The organism is Streptomyces sp. NPDC048560 (assembly GCF_040650955.1).
Taxonomy (GTDB): Bacteria; Actinomycetota; Actinomycetes; order Streptomycetales; family Streptomycetaceae; genus Streptomyces.
Genome location: NZ_JBEZIJ010000002.1, coordinates 220,334 through 242,194, shown reverse-complemented (window position 1 = coordinate 242,194; position 21,861 = coordinate 220,334). Strand labels below are relative to the sequence as shown.

The window sequence follows — 21,861 nt, the reverse complement described above, 5'->3', positions numbered from 1 at the left end:
GCGGTATGCGCCACATTGCCCTCCCCGAGCACGCCATCGAGCTGTTGAGTCTGGGCGCATCTCAGCACGGAATGGCACGCCGGGCCAAGAGGTCCGGACAATGTCAGGTGAAAGATTTCACAATCGACCCGAACGCCGTACGGCCTCGCGAGCGCCCGTACGTCAGCTCATACGCAGGGCGAGGAAGAAATCGAGCTTGTCCTCGAGGCGCGAAAGGTCACGCCCCGTCAACTGCTCGATACGCCCGACGCGGTAGCGCAGTGTGTTGACGTGCAGATGCAGCCGGGCCGCACAGCGGGTCCAGGAACCGTCGCAGTCCAGGAAGGCTTCCAGTGTCGGGATCAGCTCCGCGCGGTGGCGCGTGTCGTAGTCGCGCAGCGGGTCCAGCAGCCGGGCGGTGAACGCCTTGCGGACGTCGTCCGGGACGAACGGCAGCAGCAGGACGTGCGAGGCCAGCTCGTGGTGCCCGGCCGCGCAGACCCGGCCCGGACGGGCCGCCGCGACCCGGCGGGCGTGCCGGGCCTCCTCCAGTGCGCCGCGCAGTCCCTCCGCGGAATGCACGGCCGCGCTGACACCCAGTGTCAGCCGGCCGTCGTCGGCGAGGCCGGCGGCGAGCGGTTCACGGACGGCGGCGAGCAGTATGTCGGCGTGCAGCGCCGGGTCCTGCTGCTCGGCTGCCGCCGGGTCGGTCCCGGCCTCGCCGGTGGTCGCCTCGGGTGCGGGCATCGCCGGCAGCGGTACGAGGGCGATGGCCTCGTCACCCGTGTGCGCGACCGCGATCCGGTCGGCTGTGTCGGGGCCCGTCACCGACGGGTCGACCAGGATCTCCTCCAGCAGCGCCTGGGCGACCGGGCCGCCCGGGATGTCCGCCGTCGCGCCGGTTCCCGTGCCGGCCGCGCCGTCGGCGGCCCACTCGACCCGGGCGACGACGACCTGCCAGTGCGGTGCCGTGCCGAGACCGGGCAGCAGCACCGGCGCGGCGACCCGGAGCCGGGCCGCGATCTCGGCGGGGGCGGCGCCCGCCTGGACCAGCTCCAGGACCTCCTGCGCGAGCCTGCGGCGTACCGTGCGGGCCGCGTCCCGGCGGTCCCGCTCGACCGCGATCAGCTGGGTGACGCCCTGGAGCAGGTCCAGGCGGGCGGCCGGCCAGTCGCCCGCGTCGGCCTCCACCGCGAGCAGCCAGTCGGAGAGCACCGACTCGCGCACGTCGCGCGAGGCCGGAGCGGCGCCCCGCCCGGTGTTCCGGATCGGGAACAGCGAATACGTCGTACCGTCCACCGCCGCCCGGTGCGGGCCACGGCGTCCCGTGCGGGTCGCCGCCAGGTGTCTTCCGGCCAGTGCGGCACCGACGGGGCCGGGCAGCGGTTCGCCGGCGCCGGCGATCTGGCGGCCGGTGGGGGAGAGCACCCAGGCGCGGAGGTCCAGGTCGGAGGTGAGCAGATCGAGGACGACCTCGGGACCGCCGCCGGCCGGCCCCGACGTCATCAGCCTGCGGTGCCGGTCCACGACCGCCGCCAGGTCGCCGGCCCGCTCGCCGGAGACCTGGCGCACCACGTGTTCGGTGATCGTTGCAAATGCCACGGTCTCGTTCACGGCGAAGAGTGGAAGCCGGTGGTGCCGGCACGCCTCGACCAGATCGTCGGGGATGTCACCGAGCTCCGCCTCGCCCGCCGCGAGTCCGGCGACACCGGCACCCGCGAGGATGCGGACGAACGGCTCGGAGTCCGCCGCGTCACGGCGCCAGGCCAGCCCCGTGAGCACCAGCTCGCCGCCGGAGAGGTAGCGGCTGGGGTCGCGGAGGTCGGTCGTCATGACACCCCGGACCGTGCGGTCCAGCTCGTCGTCGCCGCCGAGCAGCCGCAGGCCCAGCGCGTCGGTGTCCAGCAGTGCGCGCAGCCGCATCTCGTTGCCGCCGATCTTTTTCGTTGGTGCGGGGGCACAGGTGCGGGGGATACCTGTGAATTGCGGTGAGGTTACTGATCCCCGCCATTCGTTCGAATCTACAAGACCGGGAAGGAGACCAGCCAATTCCTTCATGGTTTCGGTGACTGCACTGGCCGGATCCTGGCTTGTGTACTGGGTCACACACCGCATGAACAGCAGATGAACGAACCAGTCGAGGGCCGGCCGTCCCCAGCCCCAGCGAACGACCGATTGAGAAGAAGAGAGCCACTCATGGACTTCCTTCGCCCCGCCAGCTGGGAGGAGGCGCTCGCCGCCAAGGCCGAGCACCCGACGGCTGTGCCCATCGCGGGCGGCACCGATGTGATGGTCGAGATCAACTTCGACCACCGGCGGCCCGAGTACCTCCTGGATCTGAACCGCATCGGTGAGCTGACCGAGTGGCAGGTGGGTCAGGAGCACGTACGGCTCGGCGCCTCCGTCCCGTACAGCGCGATCATGGAGCACCTGCGGGCCGAGCTGCCCGGCCTGGCGCTCGCCTCGCACACCGTCGCCTCACCACAGATCCGTAACCGCGGCGGTGTCGGCGGAAACCTGGGCACCGCGTCGCCCGCCGGTGACGCCCACCCCGCGCTCCTCGCCGCAGGGGCCGAGGTCGAGGCCGAGTCCGTACGCGGAACCCGGATGATCCCCATCGACGACTTCTACACCGGCGTCAAGCGCAACGCCCTCGCCCCGGACGAGCTGATCCGGGCCGTGCACATCAAGAAGGCCGACGGGCCCCAGCAGTACTCCAAGGTCGGTACGCGCAACGCGATGGTCATCGCCGTCTGTGCCTTCGGCCTCGCCCTGCACCCCGAGACCCGCACGGTCCGCACCGGCATCGGTTCGGCCGCCCCGACACCCGTCCGGGCGAAGGCGGCAGAGGAGTTCCTGAACGCCGCGCTCGACGAGGGCGGATTCTGGGAGAGCGGGAAGATCATCACGCCCTCGGTGGCCAAGCAGTTCGCGGAGCTCGCCTCCGGCGCCTGCAACCCCATCGACGACGTGCGCGGCACCGCGAAGTACCGCAGGCACGCGGTCGGCATCATGGCCCGGCGCACGCTGGGCTGGACCTGGGAGCAGTACCGCGGCGCCGGCCGCACCCTCGAAGGAGCTGCGTAACCATGCGAGTGAATTTCACGGTCAACGGCCGTCAGCAGGAAGCCGACGACGTCTGGGAGGGCGAATCCCTCCTCTACGTCCTGCGTGAGCGCATGGGCCTCCCCGGCTCCAAGAACGCCTGCGAGCAGGGCGAGTGCGGATCGTGCACGGTGCGCCTCGACGGGGTGCCGGTGTGTTCCTGTCTCGTCGCCGCCGGCCAGGTGGAGGGCCGCGAGGTCGTCACCGTGGAGGGCCTCGCGGACTACGCGAAGCACCGCGAGGACGCCCACCCCGGCGGAGGCTGCGCCTCCGGCGCCTGCGGTACGACGCTCGACTCGGCCAGGCGCTGGCAGGCCAGGCCCGCCGACGGGCAGAGCGGCGAGGCGACCGAGCTGTCGCCGATCCAGCAGGCGTTCATCGATGCCGGCGCCGTGCAGTGCGGTTTCTGCACCCCCGGCCTCCTGGTCGCGGCCGACGAGCTGCTGGAGACCCACCCCTCGCCGTCCGACCAGGACATCCGCGAGGCGCTCTCCGGCAACCTCTGCCGCTGCACGGGTTACGAGAAGATCCTCGACGCGGTCCGCCTCGCGGCCGCCCGTCAGGAAGAGACGGTGCGATAGCCATGGCGATGCATCCACGAGCGGCCTCCGTGCCGGCCGGGACCCCCACCAAGATCACCCAGGGCTCGAAGACCAGGGGCGGCATCGGTGAGTCCACGATGCGTCCCGACGGCATCCTCAAGGTCACCGGCGAGTTCGCGTACTCCTCGGACATGTGGCACGAGGACATGCTGTGGGGCCACACGCTCCGCTCCACGGTCGCCCACGCCGAGATCAGGTCGATCGACATCGGCGAGGCCGTCGCGACGCCCGGCGTCTACGCCGTCCTGACGTACGACGACCTGCCCGCCGCGGTCAAGAACTACGGCCTGGAGATCCAGGACACCCCGGTCCTCGCCCACGGCAAGGTCCGCCACCACGGTGAGCCGGTGGCGCTCGTCGCCGCCGACCACCCGGAGACCGCCCGCCGCGCCGCCGCGAAGATCAAGATCGACTACGTCGAGCTGCCGGTCATCACGGACGAGGCGTCCGCGACCGCACCCGGCGCGGTCCTGGTCCACGAGGGCCGCGACGACCACCACATCGGTCACGTCCCGCACCCCAACATCGTCCACCGCCAGCCGATCGTCCGCGGAGACGCCGAGGCCGCAGCGAAGCGCGCCGACGTGATCGTCCGGGGCGAGTACACCTTCGGCATGCAGGACCAGGCGTTCCTCGGCCCGGAGTCCGGCCTCGCCGTGCCCTCCGAGGACGGCGGCGTCGAGCTGTACGTGGCCACCCAGTGGCTGCACTCCGACCTCAAGCAGATCGCCCCGGTTCTCGGGCTGCCCGAGGACAAGGTCCGTATGACGCTCTCCGGCGTCGGCGGCGCCTTCGGAGGCCGCGAGGACCTGTCGATGCAGATCCACGCCTGCCTGCTCGCGCTCCGCACGGGCAAACCGGTCAAGATCGTCTACAACCGCTTCGAGTCCTTCTTCGGACACGTCCACCGGCACCCGGCGAAGCTCTCCTACGAACACGGCGCCACCAAGGACGGCAAGCTCACGCACATGAAGTGCCGGATCGTCCTGGACGGCGGCGCCTACGCGTCGGCCTCCCCGGCCGTCGTCGGCAACGCCTCCTCACTCTCGGTCGGCCCGTACGTCGTCGAGAACGTCGACATCGAGGCGATCGCGCTCTACTCCAACAACCCGCCCTGCGGTGCCATGCGAGGCTTCGGCGCGGTCCAGGCGTGCTTCGCGTACGAGGCGCAGATGGACAAGCTCGCGGCGAAGCTGGACATGGACCCGGTCGAGTTCCGCCAGCTCAACGCCATGGAACAGGGCACCCTCCTGCCCACCGGCCAGCCCTGCGACTCGCCGGCCCCGGTCGCCGAGCTGCTGCGCCGGGTCAAGTCCCGCCCGCTGCCGCCCGAGCGGCAGTGGCTGGCCGTCGACGCCGAAGGCAGCACCGTCGACGTGCGCGCCCTGCCCGGCGGGCTGTCGAACACCACCCACGGCGAAGGCGTCGTACGAGGTGTCGGCTACGCGGTCGGCATCAAGAACGTCGGCTTCTCCGAAGGCTTCGACGACTACTCCACCGCCCGCGTACGGATGGAGGTCATCAACGGCGAGCCGGTCGCTACCGTGCACACCGCGATGGCCGAGGTCGGCCAGGGCGGCGTCACCGTGCACGCCCAGATCGCCCGTACCGAGCTCGGTGTCAACCAGGTCACCATCCAGCCGGCCGACACCAAGGTGGGCTCGGCGGGATCGACCTCCGCCTCCCGCCAGACGTACGTCACCGGCGGCGCCGTGAAGAACTCCTGCGAAGCCGTCCGGGAGAAGGTGCTGGAGCTCGGGCGCCGCAAGTTCGGTACGTACCACCCGGCCTGGGCCACCGCCGAACTCCTCCTGGAGGGCGGCAAGGTCGTGACCGACGGCGGCGAGGTACTGGCCGACGTGGCCGACGTGCTGGAGGACGAGGCGATCGACATCGAGCTGGAGTGGCGCCACCGGCCCACCGAGGCGTTCGATCTGCGGACCGGCCAGGGCAACGGCCACGTCCAGTACTCCTTCGCCGCCCACCGCGCGGTCGTCGAGGTCGACACCGAACTCGGCCTGGTCAAGGTCATCGAACTGGCCTGCGCCCAGGACGTCGGCAAGGCGCTGAACCCGCTCTCCGTCGTCGGGCAGATCCAGGGCGGCACCCTCCAGGGCATGGGCATCGCCGTCATGGAGGAGATCATCGTCGACCCGAAGACCGCGAAGGTGCGCAACCCGTCCTTCACGGACTACCTGCTGCCCACGATCCTCGACACGCCGGCCATTCCGGTCGACGTGCTCGAACTCGCCGACGACCACGCCCCGTACGGGCTGCGCGGTGTCGGCGAGGCCCCCACCCTCTCGTCCACCCCGGCCGTCCTCGCGGCGATCCGGAACGCGACGGGCCTGGAGCTCAACAGGACGCCGGTACGACCCGAGCACCTCACCGGCAACTGAAACAGCTCCCACGAACTCTCCGGACGGTGCGTGCTGCCGTGAACGTCACACTTCCCCGCGTGACCGCGCCGTCCGGAGACACCGAGTACCGCACCGCTCGCGGTCCTTGCACTGCCTCAGTACATCTGTACCTGCACGCTCAGTTCGCCTCGGGCCGTCCCCCGGGTGTGCTGCCCGACGCAGCAATCCCAAATCCCGCAATCTGTTCTCTCCACGCGGGTGCCCCTGTGAACCTTGGGAGTCAGGCACCATGACCCAGCAGTCAGTGGAGCCCAGGACCGGAGCGGAGGACGCGGGCAACGGCTCGCGCGTCCCCGCCGGACGATCCTGGCTCGACCGGTACTTTCACATATCCGACCGAGGATCGACCGTCGCGCGTGAGCTGCGCGGTGGCGTCACCACCTTCATGGCGATGGCGTACATCCTCCTGCTCAACCCGCTGATCCTCGGCGGCAAGGACGTGGACGGCAACCTCCTCGGCCAGTCCGGCCTGATCACGGCGACGGCCCTCGCGGCCGCCGCGACGACCCTGCTGATGGGCTTCGTCGGCAAGGTGCCGCTGGCCCTCGCCGCCGGACTCAGCGTCTCCGGCGTACTCGCCGGGCAGGTCGCCCCGGCCATGACCTGGCCGCAGGCCATGGGCATGTGCGTGATCTACGGTGTGGTGATCTGCCTCCTGGTGGTCACCGGCCTCCGCGAGCTGATCATGAACGCGATTCCGCTCGCGCTGAAGCACGGCATCACCATGGGCATCGGACTGTTCATCGCCCTGATCGGCCTCTACAAGGCCGGCTTCGTCCACAAGGGCACGGCGACACCCGTATCGCTCGGCCCCGCCGGTGAACTCGCCGGCTGGCCCGTCCTCATCTTCTGCGTGACCCTGCTCCTCATCTTCATGCTCCAGGCGCGCAACATCCCCGGCGCGATCCTGATCGGCATCGTGGCGGGCACGGTCCTCGCGATCATCATCAACGCGATCGGCGACATCCCCGCCAAGGCCTGGAGCAGCGGCCCGCCGGAGCTCAACGGCAGCGCGGTCTCCGCACCCGACTTCTCGCTCTTCGGGGACGTGGAGTTCGGCGGCTGGGGCGACGTCGGCGTGATGACGGTCGGCATGATCGTCTTCACCCTCGTGCTGGCCGGCTTCTTCGACGCCATGGCCACGATCATCGGCGTCGGTACGGAGGCCAAGCTCGCCGACGACAAGGGCCGGATGCCCGGCCTCTCCAAGGCGCTGTTCATCGACGGCGCGGGCGGTGCGATCGGCGGAGTCGCCGGCGGCTCCGGCCAGACCGTCTTCGTGGAGTCGGCGACCGGCGTCGGCGAGGGCGCGAGGACCGGACTCGCCTCCGTCGTCACCGGACTCTTCTTCGCGGCCTGTCTCTTCTTCACCCCGCTGACCGCGATCGTGCCGACCGAGGTGGCGTCCGCCGCTCTGGTCGTCATCGGCGCCATGATGATGCAGAACGCCCGGCACGTGGACTGGGGCGACCGTTCCGTGGCCATCCCGGTCTTCCTCACCGTCGTCCTGATGCCCTTCACCTACACCATCACCACCGGTGTCGCGGCAGGCGTCATCTCGTACGCCGCCATCAAGCTCGCCCAGGGCAGGGCCCGCGAGGTAGGGGCGTTCATGTGGGGCCTGACGGTCATCTTCATCGTCTACTTCGCGCTCAACCCCATCGAGAGCTGGCTGGGCGTCCACTGACGCCCGCCCCCTCCACACTCTGCCTAAGGAGACACGCCATGCTGGACATCGCCGAAGAGCTTCACCGGTGGGTCGGGCAGGGACGCGAGTTCGCCGTCGCCACCGTGGTGGCGGTCGGCGGCAGCGCGCCCCGGCAGCCGGGCGCCGCCCTCGCCGTCGACCGTGACGGCACAGCGATCGGTTCGGTCTCCGGCGGATGTGTGGAGGGCGCGGTGTACGACCTGTGCCAACAGGCCCTCGACGACGGCAGGACCGTCCGTGAGCAGTTCGGCTACAGCGACGAGGACGCCTTCGCGGTCGGTCTGACCTGCGGCGGCGTCATCGACATCCTGGTCACACCGGTGCGTGCGGACGATCCCGCGCGCCCGGTGTTCGCCGCGGTGCTCGCGGCCGCCGCGGAGGGGGCGGCGGCGGCGGTCGCGCGGATCACCGAAGGGCCCGCGGAACTGCTCGGCCGCCCGCTCCTCGTCCACCCCGACGGGACGTACGAGGGCGGGCTCGGCGGACACCCCGAGCTCGACCGCACCGCCGTCGCCGAGGCCCGCGCGATGCTCGACGCGGGCCGCACCGGCTCCCTCGTCATCGGGGCGGAGGGCTCGCGGTGCGGGGAGCCCGTCACGCTGCTCGTCGAGTCGAGCGTCCCGCCGCCCCGCATGATCGTGTTCGGGGCCATCGACTTCGCCGCCGCCCTGGTCAGGGCGGGCTCCTTCCTCGGCTACCGGGTGACCGTCTGCGACGCCCGGCCCGTCTTCGCCACCCGCGCCCGCTTCCCGGAGGCCGACGAGGTCGTCGTCGAATGGCCGCACCGCTACCTCGCGGCGACCGACGTCGACGCGCGCACCGTCCTGTGCGTCCTCACGCACGACGCCAAGTTCGACGTGCCGCTGCTCGAAGCGGCGTTGAAACTGCCCGTCGCCTACGTCGGCGCGATGGGCTCGCGGCGCACCCACCTCGACCGCAACGAACGGCTGCGCGAGGCAGGGGTCACCGAAGCCGAACTGGCCAGGCTGCACTCGCCGATCGGCCTCGACCTCGGAGCCCGTACGCCGGAGGAGACCGCCCTGTCGATCGTCGCCGAGATCGTCGCCGAACGGCGCGGCGGCAGCGGGCGCCCGCTCACCGGCGCCCACACCCCGATCCACCACGAGGGCGGCCCCTCTCTCGCCTCCGTGGCCTGAATGACCCCCTTGATCCTGGTCGTTCCCGGGCGGGTAACCGCCACGGCGGCTTCACGCCAGCCCTGAACACAGCTGTCACCCGGCTTTTGCCGGTAGATCAGCTGCATGACACTTTCCCCCTCCTCCGTTTCCGGCCGGGCGAGATCCGCCCGCGCGGGACGCAGAGCCCTGCTCATAGCGACCTCGGTCGCCCTGGTGAGTGGTGTGATGCTTCCCGCGGCGGGTTCCGCTTCAGCCGTTCCCCAGCCCCGCGCGGCCGAAGGCCGTCAGCAGGCGCAGCCCGAGAGCCACGAGCTCACCCTGATCACCGGTGACGTCGTGCACTACGTGGACGGTGCCGGGAACCAGGACACCGTCACGGTGGACCGCCCCGACGGCGCCACCGGCGGTGTGCACGTGCAGCAGGCGGGCGACGACATCTACGTCCTGCCCGACGAGGCGACCGCGCTGATCGCGGCGGGGAAGCTGGACCGCCGGCTCTTCAACGTCTCCGCCCTGGTGGAGATGGGGTACGACGACAAGACCTCGGGTGCCATCCCGCTGATCGCCACGTACCCGCGGAGCAAGGCGCGTTCGCTGCCCGCCGCCCCGCGCGGCAGCAGGACCGTCCGCGAGCTCGGCTCCATCAACGGCGCCGCGCTGAAGGCCGACAAGGACGAGGCGCGGTCCTTCTGGACCGACATCGCCCGCACGGAGACGACCCGTTCGCTGGACAACGGCCTCGCGAAGCTGTGGCTCGACGGCCGCGCCGAAGCGCTGCTCGCCGATTCGGTGCCGCAGGTCAACGCCCCGCAGGCATGGGCGGCGGGCTACGACGGGAACGGCACCAAGGTCGCCGTACTCGACACCGGCATCGACGTGGACCACCCCGACGTCAAGGACCGCATCCTCGGTACGAAGAGCTTCGTGCCCGGCGAGGAGGTCGACGACAAGCACGGCCACGGTACGCACGTGGCGTCCACCATCGCGGGCTCAGGCGCCGCTTCGGACGGCGCGAACAAGGGTGTGGCTCCCGGCGCCGGACTGCTCGTCGGCAAGGTCCTCGGCGACGGCGGCTCCGGCGCGGACTCCGGGATCATCGCCGCCATGGAGTGGGCGAAGGCCGAAGGCGCCGACGTCGTCTCCATGAGCCTCGGCTCGCCGGTACCGGACGACGGCACCGACCCCATGTCGCAGGCCGTGAACGCGCTGTCGGCGGACGGCGGTCCGCTGTTCGTGATCGCCGCCGGGAACGCGTACGGCGCGGGCACCATCGGGTCGCCCGGTTCGGCGGAGAAGGCGCTGACCATCGCCGCCGTCGACAAGCAGGACGGCCGCGCCGACTTCTCCTCCATGGGCCCCCTGGTCAGGTCCCACGGCCTGAAGCCCGACCTGTCCGCCCCTGGCGTCGACATCAACGCGGCCGCCTCGCAGTCGATCCCCGGCATCGAGGGCATGTACCAGCAGATGTCCGGTACGTCGATGGCCACCCCGCACGTCGCGGGCGCCGCCGCCGTACTGAAGCAGCGCCACCCCGACTGGAGCGGTCAGCGCATCAAGGACGCGCTGATGAGCTCGTCCAAGGTACTGCCCGACTACACCCCGTACGAGCAGGGCACCGGCCGGCTCGACGTGAAGGCGGCGATCGACACGACGGTCGAGGCCACCGGTTCCGTCGAGGTCGCGTCCTACGACTGGCCGCACGCGACGACCGACCCGGTCGCCGAGCGGACGATCACCTACCGCAACACCGGGGCCGAGGACGTCACGCTGGACCTGTCGACCGGCACGGACTCGGCGGCGTACACCCTGTCCACGCCGAAGATCACGGTCCCGGCGGGCTCCACCGCCGACGCCGTCCTCTCGATCGACCCGTCGAAGGTCTCGAACGACACCCAGTTCTCCGGCCAGGTCACCGCCAAGGACGCGGCGGGCACCACCGTCGCGCACACCGGCTTCGCGGTGAACAAGGAGCGGGAGCTCTACGACCTGACGCTCCGGCTCCGTGACCGTGCGGGCCAGCCGACGGACGGATACGTCGTCATCGCGGCACTCGGCGACGTCAATCTCGGTGTCGTCGCGGTCTCCGGTGAGTCCACGCTGCGGCTGCCCCCGGGCAACTACACCGCGTGGAGCTCCGTGGACATCGACGGCGACCGCGCCGACTCCAAGGCCGTGGCCTTCCTCGCGGCTCCCGAGACGATCCTCGACAAGCCCACCACCGTCACCCTCGACGCCTCCAAGGCCCGCAAGATCAGCGTGCGGACGCCGAAGGAGACGGAGACGCGCCAGCTGCGGTACGACATGGCACGCACCGCCCCGGACGGCACGGTCCAGCGCGACCTGTTCCAGATCCCGCTGATGTACGACCAGCTGTGGGCGAGCCCGACCGAGAAGGTCACCCAGGGCAGCTTCAGCTTCCTCACCCGCTGGCGCCAGGGCGAGGAACTGATCGACGTATCGGCCGACGGCCGTGACGTCCCGGTCGCCGTCCAGGGCGGTTCGGTCGTCGCGGAGGACAGCGAGCAGGAACTCACCGGCGTCTTCGCCGGCGACGGCGCGGCGGCCGACTACGAGGGCCTGAACGTCAAGGGCAAGGCCGTCGTGATCAACCGCAGCGACGCGGTCGCCCCCGCGGAACGGCTGGCCAACGCGGTCGCCGCGGGCGCCAAGGTGCTCCTCGTCGTCAACGACGGGCGCGGCGTCGCGATGGAGAGCTACGCCCCCTGGGGCGAGGAGGCCGCCATCCCGGTCGCCTCGGTGCAGCGCATCGCCGGACAGAAGCTGATCGAGGCCGCGAAGCGCGGCAAGGACATCGACGTCGACCAGCGGAAGTTCGCGAGCTACGTCTACGACCTGGTCGACCGTCACGACGGCACGATCCCGGACCGTCCGCTGGCCTTCGCACCCGAGACCGGCGAGCTGGCGAAGGTGGAGAACACCTTCTACGGCCACAAGGCCACGCTCGGCGCCGGCTTCCGCTACGACATCCCGGACTACGGTCCCGGTGTCGGCTTCGAGGAGTACGAGAAGTTCCCGGGCGTCCGCACCGAGTGGGTCAACCCGCTGCCGGGCGACTCCTTCTGGTACGAGAACCACTCCGTGCTGAACGCCACCGCCTCGGACATCGCCGCGGAGATGCGCAGCACCGAGATGGACTACAGGGCGGGCCGCAGCTACACGGCCGAGTGGTTCGCACCGATCACCCGCCCGCGGCTCGGCACCGGCTACTGGGGTCCGTTCCGCACGACGTCCAACGACATGCAGTTCAACATCCCGGTGTGGACGGACTCCGGTCCGGGCCACTCCGGTTCGATGCCCGAGAACGAGTACGACACGACGTCGTACGCCTTCTACCAGGGCGACACGCTGGTCAAGAAGGGTGCGGGCCGCGCCGGTTACGCCTGGGACCTGGCGTCCGAGAAGGTTCCGTACCGGCTCGTCATCGACTCCGCCCGTGACGGCGAGGTGTGGAAGACCTCGACGCGCACCCACAGCGAGTGGGGCTTCGTCTCCGGCGCCATGGACCCGAACGGCCCGTGGCAGGCGGACATCCCGATGCTCCAGTTGGACTACGACGTCGACACCGACCTGGCCGGTGACGTCAAGGCCGGCCGGTGGACCGAGCTCGGTCTCGCCTCCGGTACGCAGGAGTGGCTGGACGGCGCGGTGAGGGCCGACAGGGCCACCCTGTCGGTCAGCTACGACGACGGTGGGAACTGGGCGCCCGTGCAGCTGCGCAAGAGCGCGGCGGGTGCCTGGACCGCGGTGTTCAGGACCCCGGCGAAGGCGAGCGGCTTCGTCTCGCTCAAGGCACACGCCGAGGGTCCCGGCGGCCTCGCCGTCGACCAGGAGATCATCCGGGCCTTCGGGCTGAAGTGACCTCCTGAGAGGCCCGTTCCTGGTGGCCCCGCATCCCGCGCAGGGGTGCGGGGCCATCCCTTTCCGCGTCCGTGCAGGCGGGCCGGGAGTGCTGAGAAGAGGCGCTGCCGGCCCGGCCGGGGCCGTGCGGTTGGATGGGGCCATGAGCGTTTACGACGTCGCCCGTCACATGCCCGGGATATCCGCCCTCAGCGACCTCTGCCGTGCCATGGCGATGCTGGACGCGATCCTGTGCCGCGAGTGGGCGGACCGCTGGCACAGCTACGACGCCCAGTGGTCCGCGTCGGGCGAACAGCCGCTGGAAGTGGCCTCCATGCGCAACGGTTCGGGTGACGAGTACTCGATCGTGTTCTCGCCCGACGGTGTGTACGCGCGAGGCTTCGACCACGAGTCGCCGATGAGCCCGTACGTCGACGACGTGCTGTGGCCCGGCGTGCTCGACGACGTCCCCGCGGTCTTCCAGCGCTTCGTGGAGGAGCCGTCCTTCGGGGACGAGTCCGGAGTTCCCCTGGTGACGGCGTGTCTGTGGCGGGAGACCTCGGACAGCGCGTGGCGTACGGGAGACATCGACCTCCCCGAGGAGGGGGAGGGCGCGGACGGCGCGGACTACCTGTTCCAGCTCCTCGTCGCGGGCACCCCCGAGGCCTACCTGGAATGGGCCGAGGACTACTACGAGATCACCCTCGACCCGGCCGCCGTGCGCCACGTGTACGACCTCCGGCCGCTGACCGCGGACGTGGTCGCGGCACTCAACCCGGAGATCGCCCTCGACGACCTGGCCGACGACGTCAAGGAGACCGGCTACCCGGCCGGTCCGTGACGGCGCCGCCGCGGACAGGGGCGCCGTCGAAGGACCTGAGCCGACCGGTGGCTCAGCGCCCTGCCTGCAGCGCTGCCCAGGTGGCCGGCCCCACGCCGCCGTCGGCGGAGAGCCCCCGGCTGCTCTGGTAGGCGCGCACCGCCGTGTCCGTCGCGGGACCGAAGCTCCCGTCGATGGACACCGTCGAGCCCAGCGCCGCCGTCAGCGCACGCTGGATCCGCTTCACCGCCTCCCCGGAACTGCCCTGCGAGAGGGACGGGGTGGTGCCGGCCGACAGCAGCGCGGTCCACGTCCTGCGGCCGACGACACCGTCCGCGGTCAGCCCGCGGGCCTGCTGGAACGCCTGCGCGGCGCTCTTCGTGGCGGGGCCGAACACCCCGTCCGCCGTACCCGCTTCGTACCCCTGGGTGTTGAGCAGCCGCTGGAGCGCCGCGACCTGGGTCCCCGTCGAGCCGGACTGCTGGGTGGTGTACGAGGGGAAACTCAGCCCGTCGGTGCCCGTACCGCCGCCTGCGCCACCGCCGACCAGCTGCATGTAGTAGTCCCAGTTCCAGTGCACACCCGGATCGGTGTGGTCGTTCCCGGGCGCCTCGCTGTGGGCGATGACATGCGTGCGGTTCTTGGGAATGCCGTACCGGTCGCAGAGGTACCTGGTCAGCGCGGCCGAGGAGCGGTACATCGTGTCGGTGAACCATGAGGGGTCGTCGACCCACCCCTCGTGCTCGATCCCGAGCGAGGAGGAGTTGGTGTTCCGCGCGTGCCACGCCGTGTCGCTGTCGCGCACCATCTGGGTGACCTGGCCGTCGGATGACCGGACGACGTAGTGCGTGCTGACCTGGGAGGCGGGGTTCTGGAACCAGCTGATCGTTCCCGCGTACGAGCCCTGCGTGACATGGACGACCACTTTGTCGATCGCGGCCGAACGGCCCGAGGCGTAGTTGGCGGTGCTGGCCGGCACCCACAGGGCCGGCGGGTAGTCGGGGCTCGCCGCGGTGACGCCCGCCGTGGCCAGGGTGCCCTTCTCGGGGGACACCGGCCGGGAGGTGACGGTGACCTTCTCGCCGCCGGCGACCGTCGTACGCAGTCCCTGGGCCAGGAAGGTGTAGACCGTGTCCGCGTAGAGGACGGCGGTGGCGTCCCGTGCGCCGCTGTAGCGGGCGACCGCCGGGTACCAGGCGTCGATGTCACCGCGCCGGGCGCGGTCGAGCCCCAGCGCGTCGGCGTGCCTGCGGAGCAGGGCGGCGCCGCCCAGGATGTTGGCCGCGGTGTCCTGGCGCAGTTTCGCGGCCGACTCGCCGGTCAGTGCGGAGGCCTGCTCCAGTGAGCGGTTCGCGGGGTTGCTCACGAGGTGCATCACGCCGTAGCCGCCCGCCTGGCTCGGGCGCCCGGCATGGCCGTCGAGGTGGGTCTCGCCGTAGCCGACGGCGGTGAGCAGGTCGCGCGGCACGCCGTACTCCTCGGCGGCCTGCGCGAAGGCCTGGTTCATGGGGTCGTCGGCCGGTGCCGCGGTGGCCGGGGAGCCCGTCGCGAGGAGGGCGGTCACGGTGAGGGCGGCCAGGACGGCTGCCCGGCTTCTCGGGAGGGCGGCGGTGGGTCTGGGCATGTCTGCTCCTGCTCGGTGGGGGGAGCGGAATGGCCCTCGCACCCGAGTGGGTGACGAGGGCCGTTCAGGGCGGCTCAGGCTATCGACGCGACCGGAGCGGGACAATGACGCGTCGATGGCGGCGTGTCGGTCAACTGCCTTGATAAATAGGGCACTTGACTCTCAAGCGGCGCCTTGCCCGGCAGCGGACAGGCCCGCCCGGCCTAACCGTCAGGACTACCAGCGGTCGCGGTGGATGACGTCCGCCACCGGCCGGCGACGCACGGGACCGAAGTTGCCCTGCGGCCACCCCACAGGCACGGCCGCGAAGGTCTGCATGTCCTCGGGGATCCCGAGCGCCTCCTTCCACTCCTGCTCCAGCATCAGATGCCAGATGGTGATGTTCGCCGCGAGCCCCAGGGCCCGGGCGGCGAGCAGCAGGTTCTGTACGCCCGGGTAGACGCAGGAACCCTCCGCGAGCGCCTGGAACCGCGTCTGCGTGCTCATCAGGTGCTCGGTGCCCGCCGGACCGAGCGCCTGCGCGGAGGCGATCAGGCCCTCCTCGTCGATGCGCGGCTCGGGGAAGCGGTAGCACGGGATGATCAGCGCCGGAGTGTCGGCGAAGTGGTCGCGCTGGTACTCGATGGCCGCGACCATCCGCCCGTACGCCGCCTCGTCCATGCCCGCCGGGGCGTACTTGCCGGTCGTCGCCAGGTAGGAGTCCACGCACCGCTTCCACAGCGGTGCGAGGCGCGCCATCACCTCGCGGTCGGTGACGACGACGTACTCGTAACACTGCATGTTGCCGCCGCTGGGGCCCCAGACGGCGGCCTGTATCAGCTGCTCCAGCGTCTCGTCAGGCACCGCGTCCGGCTTGAGGCGGCGCATGGCGCGCATCGTGGACATCGTCGCGAAGAGGGCGGGTCCGTCGAGGACGGACGCGTCGGCCCGAACTGTTTCCATGGTCATGATCGCGGAGTGTACGGGCCAAGCCCCGGCGGGTGGAACGCTGTTGGTCAGCGCCGCCTGAGCCGGACCACGGGGATGTCCCGGGAGGTACCCCGCTGGTATTGCGCGTACCGGGGGAACAGGTCCACCAGGTGCGGCCAGACGCGCTCCTTCTCCTGCGCCGAGAGGGTCTCGGCGACCGCCGGGAACCGCTCCGTCCCGACCCGCAGTTCCACCTCCGGACCGGCCAGCAGGTTCAGGTACCAGAGCGGAGGCTTGTCGGAGCCGCCGTTCGACGCCACGATCAGATAGTCGTCCCCGTCGCGTCCGTACATCAGCACCGTGCGCCGGACGGCCCCGCTGCGCCGGCCCACGTAGTCCATCAGCAGACAGGGGACCCCGAGCTGCGTGGTGCCCTTCGTGCCTCCTGACGACTCGTACAGCTCGGCCTGCCGGGCGACCCATGTCGCCGGGCTGACCTGAACGTCCTCGTCGTCGTGCCGTTCCGCCGTCATCGCTGTGCGTCCCCTCTCCAAGGCCCCCGCCGGCCCATCGTGTCATCCCGCCGGACCGGAGCGGGGATTCGTACACCTGGTCGTCCCCCCACCTCACGGGGGAACGCGAGGCCGCGCGCGGCCCGTGAAGGCGTATAAAGGGTCCCTCCGGAGCAGCCGGCGCCCCCGATGGCACTGTCCCCAACCCCACGCGGCCGGCGTCACCGCGTACGACTGCGGAGGAGCGCCCCATGAGCACATCGGAAGAGATCACCACCCTGCTGGTGACGAAGTTCGGAACCGACCCCCTCGCCATCCGCCCCGACGTGCCGCTCCGGCAACTGCGCCTGGACTCACTGGCGCTGGAGGAGCTGCGGCTCCTGATCGAGGACCGCATGGACATCGACCTGGAAGACGTCGCGCTCACCTCGCGCGACACCGTGGGCCGGCTCGTCGCCGCCGTGCACGGCAAGGCCACCGCGTGACGGCCCGCAGGGCCACCTCGTCCTGGACCAGGCCGCACCTGGAACCGTTCGCCGCCGCCGTCACCGGCATCGGACTCGTCACCGCCGCAGGCGTCGGCGCGGACGCGGCCTGGCACGGGGTCTGCGACCCCGCGGCCGTGCCGTCCGTCCAGCAGCAGCCCGAACTGGAGGGCCTGCCCTGCGACTTCATGTACACCGTGCCCGGCCTCGACACACGGGCCGTGCTCGGCGTGGCCACCCAGCGGCTGATGGACCGCTTCGCGCAGCTCGCGGTGATCGCCGCCCGCGAGGCCGTCGCCGACGCCGGACTCGACCCCTCGGTCTGGGACAGCGGCCGGGTCGCCGTCGTCATCGGCTCGGCACACGGCGGGCTGCCCTTCTACGACCAGCAGCACACCGCCCTCACCGAACGCGGCGCCCGGCGGGTCTCCCCGAAGCTCGCCCCGCTCACCGTCGTCAACGGCGCGGCGAGCAGCGTCGCCATGGACCTCGGGGTGCACGGACCGAGCCAGGCCGTCTCCACCGCCTGTTCCTCCGGCACCGTCGCCATCGGCACCGCCCACCAGATGCTCCGCTCAGGTGCCTGCGACATCGTCGTCGCGGGGGGCGCCGAATCGGTCTGCTCCCGGCTGCTGATCGCGAGCGCCTGCCAGATGAAGGCCGTCTCCATCCGCAGGGACGACCCGGGGGCGGCCTGCCGCCCCTTCGACACCCATCGCGACGGCTTCGTCGTCGGCGAGGGCGCCGGGCTCCTCGTCATGGAGCACCCCGAGCACGCACGGGCCCGCGGCGCCGTCGTCCGCGCGCACGTCGCCGGTTACGGGGCGTCCAGCGACGCCCACTCCGCCGTCGCCCCCGACCCCGACGGTCTCGGGATCGAACGGGCGCTGCGCACCGCACTGGCGGACGCGGGCGTGGGGGCGGGCGACATCGGCCACGTCAACGCCCACGGCACCTCGACGGTCGCCAACGACCTGATCGAGGCGACCATGCTCCACCGGGTGCTGGGCGGACACCCCCTCGTCACCTCCACCAAGGCCAGGACCGGGCACGCTCTCGGTGCGGCGGGCGGCATCGAGACCGCGCTGACCGTCCTCGCCCTCCAGCGGCAGCTGGTGCCGCCCACCGCCAACCTCGACGCCCCCGACCCGGGGATCCCCGTCGAGGTGGTGAGCAAGGAGGCCAGGTCCGCCGCCTTCGACTGCGCGGTCAAGACCTCGCTCGGATTCGGCGGCCACAACGCGGCGCTCGTGCTCACCAAGTGACGGGAGGAACACCCACCATGTCCGAGGAGATCATCCGGTCCCTGTCGGTGAACGGGCTCCGTTACGGCTACCGCGTCCTGCCGCGCACCACCCCGCACGGCGGACCGGGCACCGAGCCCGTCATCGTGCTGGGCGGGGCGCTCCAGGGCATGTTCGGCTGGCCGCAGATGGACGACCACCTCGGCCCCCACGCCGACGTGGTCACCGCCGACCTGCCCGGCATGGGCACGGCGGACCCCCTCCCGCCGGGCCCCGCGGCGGACACAGTGATCGACGCGGTGACAGGGATCATCGACAGCCTGGACGTGCCGAGGGTGAACCTCTTCGGTTTCTCCTACGGCGCGGCGATCGCCTTCGGGTGCGCACAGCGCAACCCGGGCCGGATCGCGAGGCTGGTGCTCGGCGGAGTCCCCGCGCACATCGGGGAGGACCGGATCCGGTACTGGCGGCAGGCGTCGGAGCGGCTGGCCCTGGGGGACACGGAAGGGTTCGCGAGGCTCGCCGCCGACGGACTGATGTGCCTGGATCCGGAACGCCCGGTGCACCGCAGGGAGCTCGCCAGGCGCTACGTCCGGCGCTCCTTCCTCCATGCGCTCACCCACTCGCCGCACGCCCCGGAGACCCTGCGCCGGGCGCTCGGGGACCGGCCCGACTTCTCCGGCGGGCTGTCCGGGGTGCCCGCGCTGGTCTTCGCCGGGGAGCACGACACGGTGACCTCGCCCGAGCGCCAGCGGGCATTCGCGGCGACGATCGAGGGCAGCCGCTTCCTCACGATCGACCGGTCCGACCACTGGGTGGTCCTGGAGCGGCCCGACGACGTCGCCGAGCTCGTCACCCGGTTCTTCACCGACCGGCCGCTCGAACGGGACCGTCCGGCGGCCCTCCCGAAGCAGGACCGGGCCGCGCGCGACGTGGTGGTGTCCCGCGCGGCCCGGTGACGGTGCCGGGAATCAGCGCTTGTTGACCTGCATACGGACGATCTGCGGGTCGTGGTCGCTCGCCTGGTCGGCGAACTCGGCGTTGATGTGCACCACGTCGTAGTCGAAGCGGCTCACGGCAGGGCTGGTCAGGATGTGGTCCAGCGTCTGCGAGTTGCCGTCGAACACGTAGCTGTACTGCTCGCTCGCGGGCAGCGTCGTGATGAGCGGCCTGAGCACCCTGCCGTCCGTCAGCGCGTCCATCGTGGGCGAGAACGCGAAGTCGTTGAGGTCCCCGAGGGTCACCACGCGCGCCGACCTGTCGGCCGAGAGCAGCGACTTGACGAAGGTGTTGACCTCGGCGGCCTGCTGCACCCGCTTGGTCTCCGAACTGCGCTCCGGCTCCTGGTTGCGGCCGTGCAGAGGCTGGTCGCCGCCCTTGGACGTGAAGTGGTTGGCGATGACGAAGACCGGCTTGCCGTGGAAGCGGAACTCACCGACCAGCGGCTTGCGGCTGTCGGCCCACGCGCTGCTCGCCGGGTTGATCCGCCCGGGGGACACCGAGAGCGTGGCGCCCTTCTTGGTGTCCACCACCGTCACGGGGGTGGTCGCGTCGCCGCCCGCGCGGTCCACGAAGTCGACCCGCTCGGGGTTGAAGAGGAAGACGTTGCGGATGTTGCCACCCGGCTCGCCGCCGTCCTTGCCGTCCTCGGGAGCGACGTAGCGCCACGCGTACTGGGGGCCGCCCGCCGCGACGATCGCGTCGGTGAACCGCTTCAGCGTCGCCTCGGAGCCGACGGCGCCGTCCTTGACCGCGCCGTTGTCGTCCTGGATCTCCTCCAGCGACAGCACGTCGGGCGAGGAGAGGTTGACGGCGACACCCGCGGCGAGCGTGTCGAACTTCGCCTGGTCGTCGAGCGCGTCCAGGTTCTCCACGTTGTACGTGGCCACGGCCAGCTCGTTGCCGCGCTGCGGGCGGGTGACCTCGCGCCGCAGATCGTTGTCGGTGAGCGTGCCGAGCTCGGTGGCCTGCAGGTTGTAGCCGCCGAAGGACGCGTAGTCCATGACACCGGTGGTGGTGCCGGACAGCACGTCGCCCACGTCCGCGACCGGAACGGGCTGGGCGGCGTCGAGCGACAGCACCTTGATACGGCCGGTGTTCTGGTCGGCGTACGAGGCGTAGAGCGTGCCGCCGCGCGCCGTCGGCTGCTCCTCGGGCTTGACCGTCACCCAGATCTCGTCGTACGCGGTGGTCGCCCCGGTGACACGGGTGTCGGCGATGCGCACCCGGGTGCCTTCGAGCGCCTCGTACAGGTCGAGGGCGTACGCCGCCGGGTCGAGCGGCAGCGCCTCGATCGAGCCGCCGTTCGCCGTGGGTGCGTAGGCGCCGGGCACCGAGGCCGCGTCGAGGACGACAGCGGCGGGCAGCGGGTTGCCCGAGGACAGCACGGTGGTCTTCGGAGCGGTGAGCTGGGTGAGTGACTGGGTGGTGGCGGCCGGGTAGTACTCCGCGACCTTTCCGCTGACCAGTACCGAGTCGCCGACGGCGACGGTGGGCGCGGAGCTGCCGGTGTAGACGAACAGGCCCTCGCCGGTACGGGCGTCGGAGTCCGGAGCGGTGTCCTGGATCCAGAAGCCGCGCGAACCGGAGGTCCGTACCGCGGTGACGACGCCGGGGACGCCGGTCACCGACTGGCCGGCGAGCGGCGACAGGCGGGTCGCGCCCTGGATGTCGTGCACCCGGACGGTGCCGGGCTCGGTCGGGTTGCCCGGGTCGCCGGGGCCGGGGCCCGTTCCGCCGGACGACTCGCCGGCGGCGTTGACCGGACTGGGCGCGCCGGCCGTGAGGTCGGCGGCGTTGTCGTCGGTGTCGGCGAGGGCGGTGCCGCGCGCCACGGAGGCGGTGGCGGACGCGCCGGTCACCGGGGCGGCCTCGCGCACGACGGCGGAGCCGTAACCGACGAGGTCCACGATCCTGGTGTCGACGGCGCAGTCGGCGGCCGTCTTGCACGTCAGGGGAGCGGTGCCGGAGACGAGCGCGACGGAGCCGCCGGAGGCGGACATCGCGACCGTGCCCGTGGCGTCGGGCGTCGGCAGCGCCACGGTGCCGCCCGTGCCGGCCGCCTGGGCGACGAGGTAGCGGCCGCCGGGGGCGATGGACCCGGTGAGCGGGGTCACCTGCCACAGGGAACCGGCGGACGGCGTGGCCGGAAGGTACTGCACGCTGAAGTCCGAGAGGCCGTACGGCGCGGCCCCGGCGTTGGCCAGTTCGATGAAGTCGCGGGTGAGGGTCGCACCCGAGTTGCCGCCGCCGCCGTAGACCTCGGAGATCACGGCGGTCGGGGACGGGGCCGCGAAGGCGGCAGGCAGAGCGGTCACCGAGAGGGTGACGGCGACGGCGCCGGCGAGCAGAGCGGAACCGTGTCTGGATATGTGCACGTGTGGAGCCCCCAACTATGTAGTGAGAGCAAAAGCTATGCGCGTAGAACGGGCGTGACAAGGCATCAGAGGTTAATTC

General features: G+C 71.3%; 15 protein-coding genes. 10 read left to right on the top strand and 5 right to left on the bottom strand.

Features of this window, described 5'->3' with window-relative positions:
• Window positions 1-162: 162 nt before the first annotated feature.
• A complete protein-coding gene (locus tag AB0C82_RS07870; RefSeq protein ID WP_362837497.1) occupies window positions 163-1,902 on the bottom strand; it encodes a PucR family transcriptional regulator ligand-binding domain-containing protein in 1,740 nt (579 codons plus the stop codon).
• A 273-nt stretch (window positions 1,903-2,175) separates the two neighbouring features.
• Here AB0C82_RS07870 and AB0C82_RS07865 point away from each other — a divergent pair, with 273 nt between their 5' ends.
• The 7 genes from AB0C82_RS07865 (at window position 2,176) to AB0C82_RS07835 (ending at window position 13,652) form a co-directional block, all read left to right on the top strand.
• A complete protein-coding gene (locus AB0C82_RS07865; RefSeq protein ID WP_362837495.1) occupies window positions 2,176-3,066 on the top strand; it encodes a xanthine dehydrogenase family protein subunit M in 891 nt (296 codons plus the stop codon).
• 2 nt (window positions 3,067-3,068) lie between these two features.
• On the top strand, window positions 3,069-3,665 hold the full coding sequence (locus AB0C82_RS07860) for a (2Fe-2S)-binding protein (RefSeq protein ID WP_362837493.1): 597 nt from the start codon (window positions 3,069-3,071) through the stop codon (window positions 3,663-3,665).
• Between the two features lie 2 nt (window positions 3,666-3,667).
• Window positions 3,668-6,085 carry a molybdopterin cofactor-binding domain-containing protein gene (locus AB0C82_RS07855; RefSeq protein WP_362837491.1) on the top strand — a complete coding sequence of 806 codons (2,418 nt, stop codon included), beginning with the start codon at window positions 3,668-3,670 and terminating at the stop codon, window positions 6,083-6,085.
• A 250-nt stretch (window positions 6,086-6,335) separates the two neighbouring features.
• Complete coding sequence (locus AB0C82_RS07850; RefSeq protein ID WP_362837489.1) at window positions 6,336-7,793, top strand: NCS2 family permease; 1,458 nt, start codon at window positions 6,336-6,338, stop codon at window positions 7,791-7,793.
• 38 nt (window positions 7,794-7,831) lie between these two features.
• A complete protein-coding gene (locus AB0C82_RS07845; protein WP_362837487.1) occupies window positions 7,832-8,971 on the top strand; it encodes an XdhC/CoxI family protein in 1,140 nt (379 codons plus the stop codon).
• A 207-nt stretch (window positions 8,972-9,178) separates the two neighbouring features.
• Window positions 9,179-12,832, top strand: a complete 3,654-nt coding sequence (locus AB0C82_RS07840; protein ID WP_362838376.1) for a S8 family serine peptidase — start codon at window positions 9,179-9,181, stop codon at window positions 12,830-12,832.
• 142 nt (window positions 12,833-12,974) lie between these two features.
• Entirely contained in the window at window positions 12,975-13,652 is a 678-nt protein-coding gene (locus AB0C82_RS07835) for a hypothetical protein (protein WP_362837485.1), read from the top strand.
• Between the two features lie 52 nt (window positions 13,653-13,704).
• On the opposite strand, the gene AB0C82_RS07830 is transcribed toward AB0C82_RS07835, so the two are convergent.
• The 3 genes from AB0C82_RS07830 to AB0C82_RS07820 form a co-directional block, all read right to left on the bottom strand.
• Entirely contained in the window at window positions 13,705-15,255 is a 1,551-nt protein-coding gene (locus AB0C82_RS07830; RefSeq protein ID WP_362837483.1) for a peptidoglycan-binding protein, read from the bottom strand.
• Window positions 15,256-15,471: 216 nt separating this feature from the next.
• Window positions 15,472-16,203, bottom strand: a complete 732-nt coding sequence (locus AB0C82_RS07825) for a nitroreductase family protein (RefSeq protein ID WP_362837481.1) — start codon at window positions 16,201-16,203, stop codon at window positions 15,472-15,474.
• 47 nt (window positions 16,204-16,250) lie between these two features.
• Window positions 16,251-16,697, bottom strand: a complete 447-nt coding sequence (locus tag AB0C82_RS07820; RefSeq protein ID WP_362837479.1) for a nitroreductase family deazaflavin-dependent oxidoreductase — start codon at window positions 16,695-16,697, stop codon at window positions 16,251-16,253.
• Between the two features lie 230 nt (window positions 16,698-16,927).
• Between AB0C82_RS07820 and AB0C82_RS07815 the strand changes: the two genes are divergently transcribed.
• Genes AB0C82_RS07815 through AB0C82_RS07805 form a run of 3 tightly spaced genes read left to right on the top strand, consistent with a single transcriptional unit; the run spans window position 16,928 to window position 19,364 of the window.
• Complete coding sequence (locus AB0C82_RS07815; protein ID WP_362837477.1) at window positions 16,928-17,161, top strand: acyl carrier protein; 234 nt, start codon at window positions 16,928-16,930, stop codon at window positions 17,159-17,161.
• On the top strand, window positions 17,158-18,426 hold the full coding sequence (locus AB0C82_RS07810) for a beta-ketoacyl-[acyl-carrier-protein] synthase family protein (protein ID WP_362837475.1): 1,269 nt from the start codon (window positions 17,158-17,160) through the stop codon (window positions 18,424-18,426). The genes AB0C82_RS07815 and AB0C82_RS07810 overlap by 4 nt, the downstream gene beginning before the upstream one ends.
• 17 nt (window positions 18,427-18,443) lie before the next feature.
• On the top strand, window positions 18,444-19,364 hold the full coding sequence (locus AB0C82_RS07805) for an alpha/beta hydrolase (protein ID WP_362837473.1): 921 nt from the start codon (window positions 18,444-18,446) through the stop codon (window positions 19,362-19,364).
• A gap of 12 nt (window positions 19,365-19,376) precedes the next feature.
• Here the strand turns inward: AB0C82_RS07805 and AB0C82_RS07800 are convergent, their stop codons facing one another.
• The gene (locus tag AB0C82_RS07800) at window positions 19,377-21,782 is read right to left on the bottom strand and encodes an endonuclease/exonuclease/phosphatase family protein (RefSeq protein ID WP_362837471.1); all 2,406 of its coding nucleotides are present in this window, start codon (window positions 21,780-21,782) and stop codon (window positions 19,377-19,379) included.
• Window positions 21,783-21,861 lie beyond the last annotated feature (79 nt).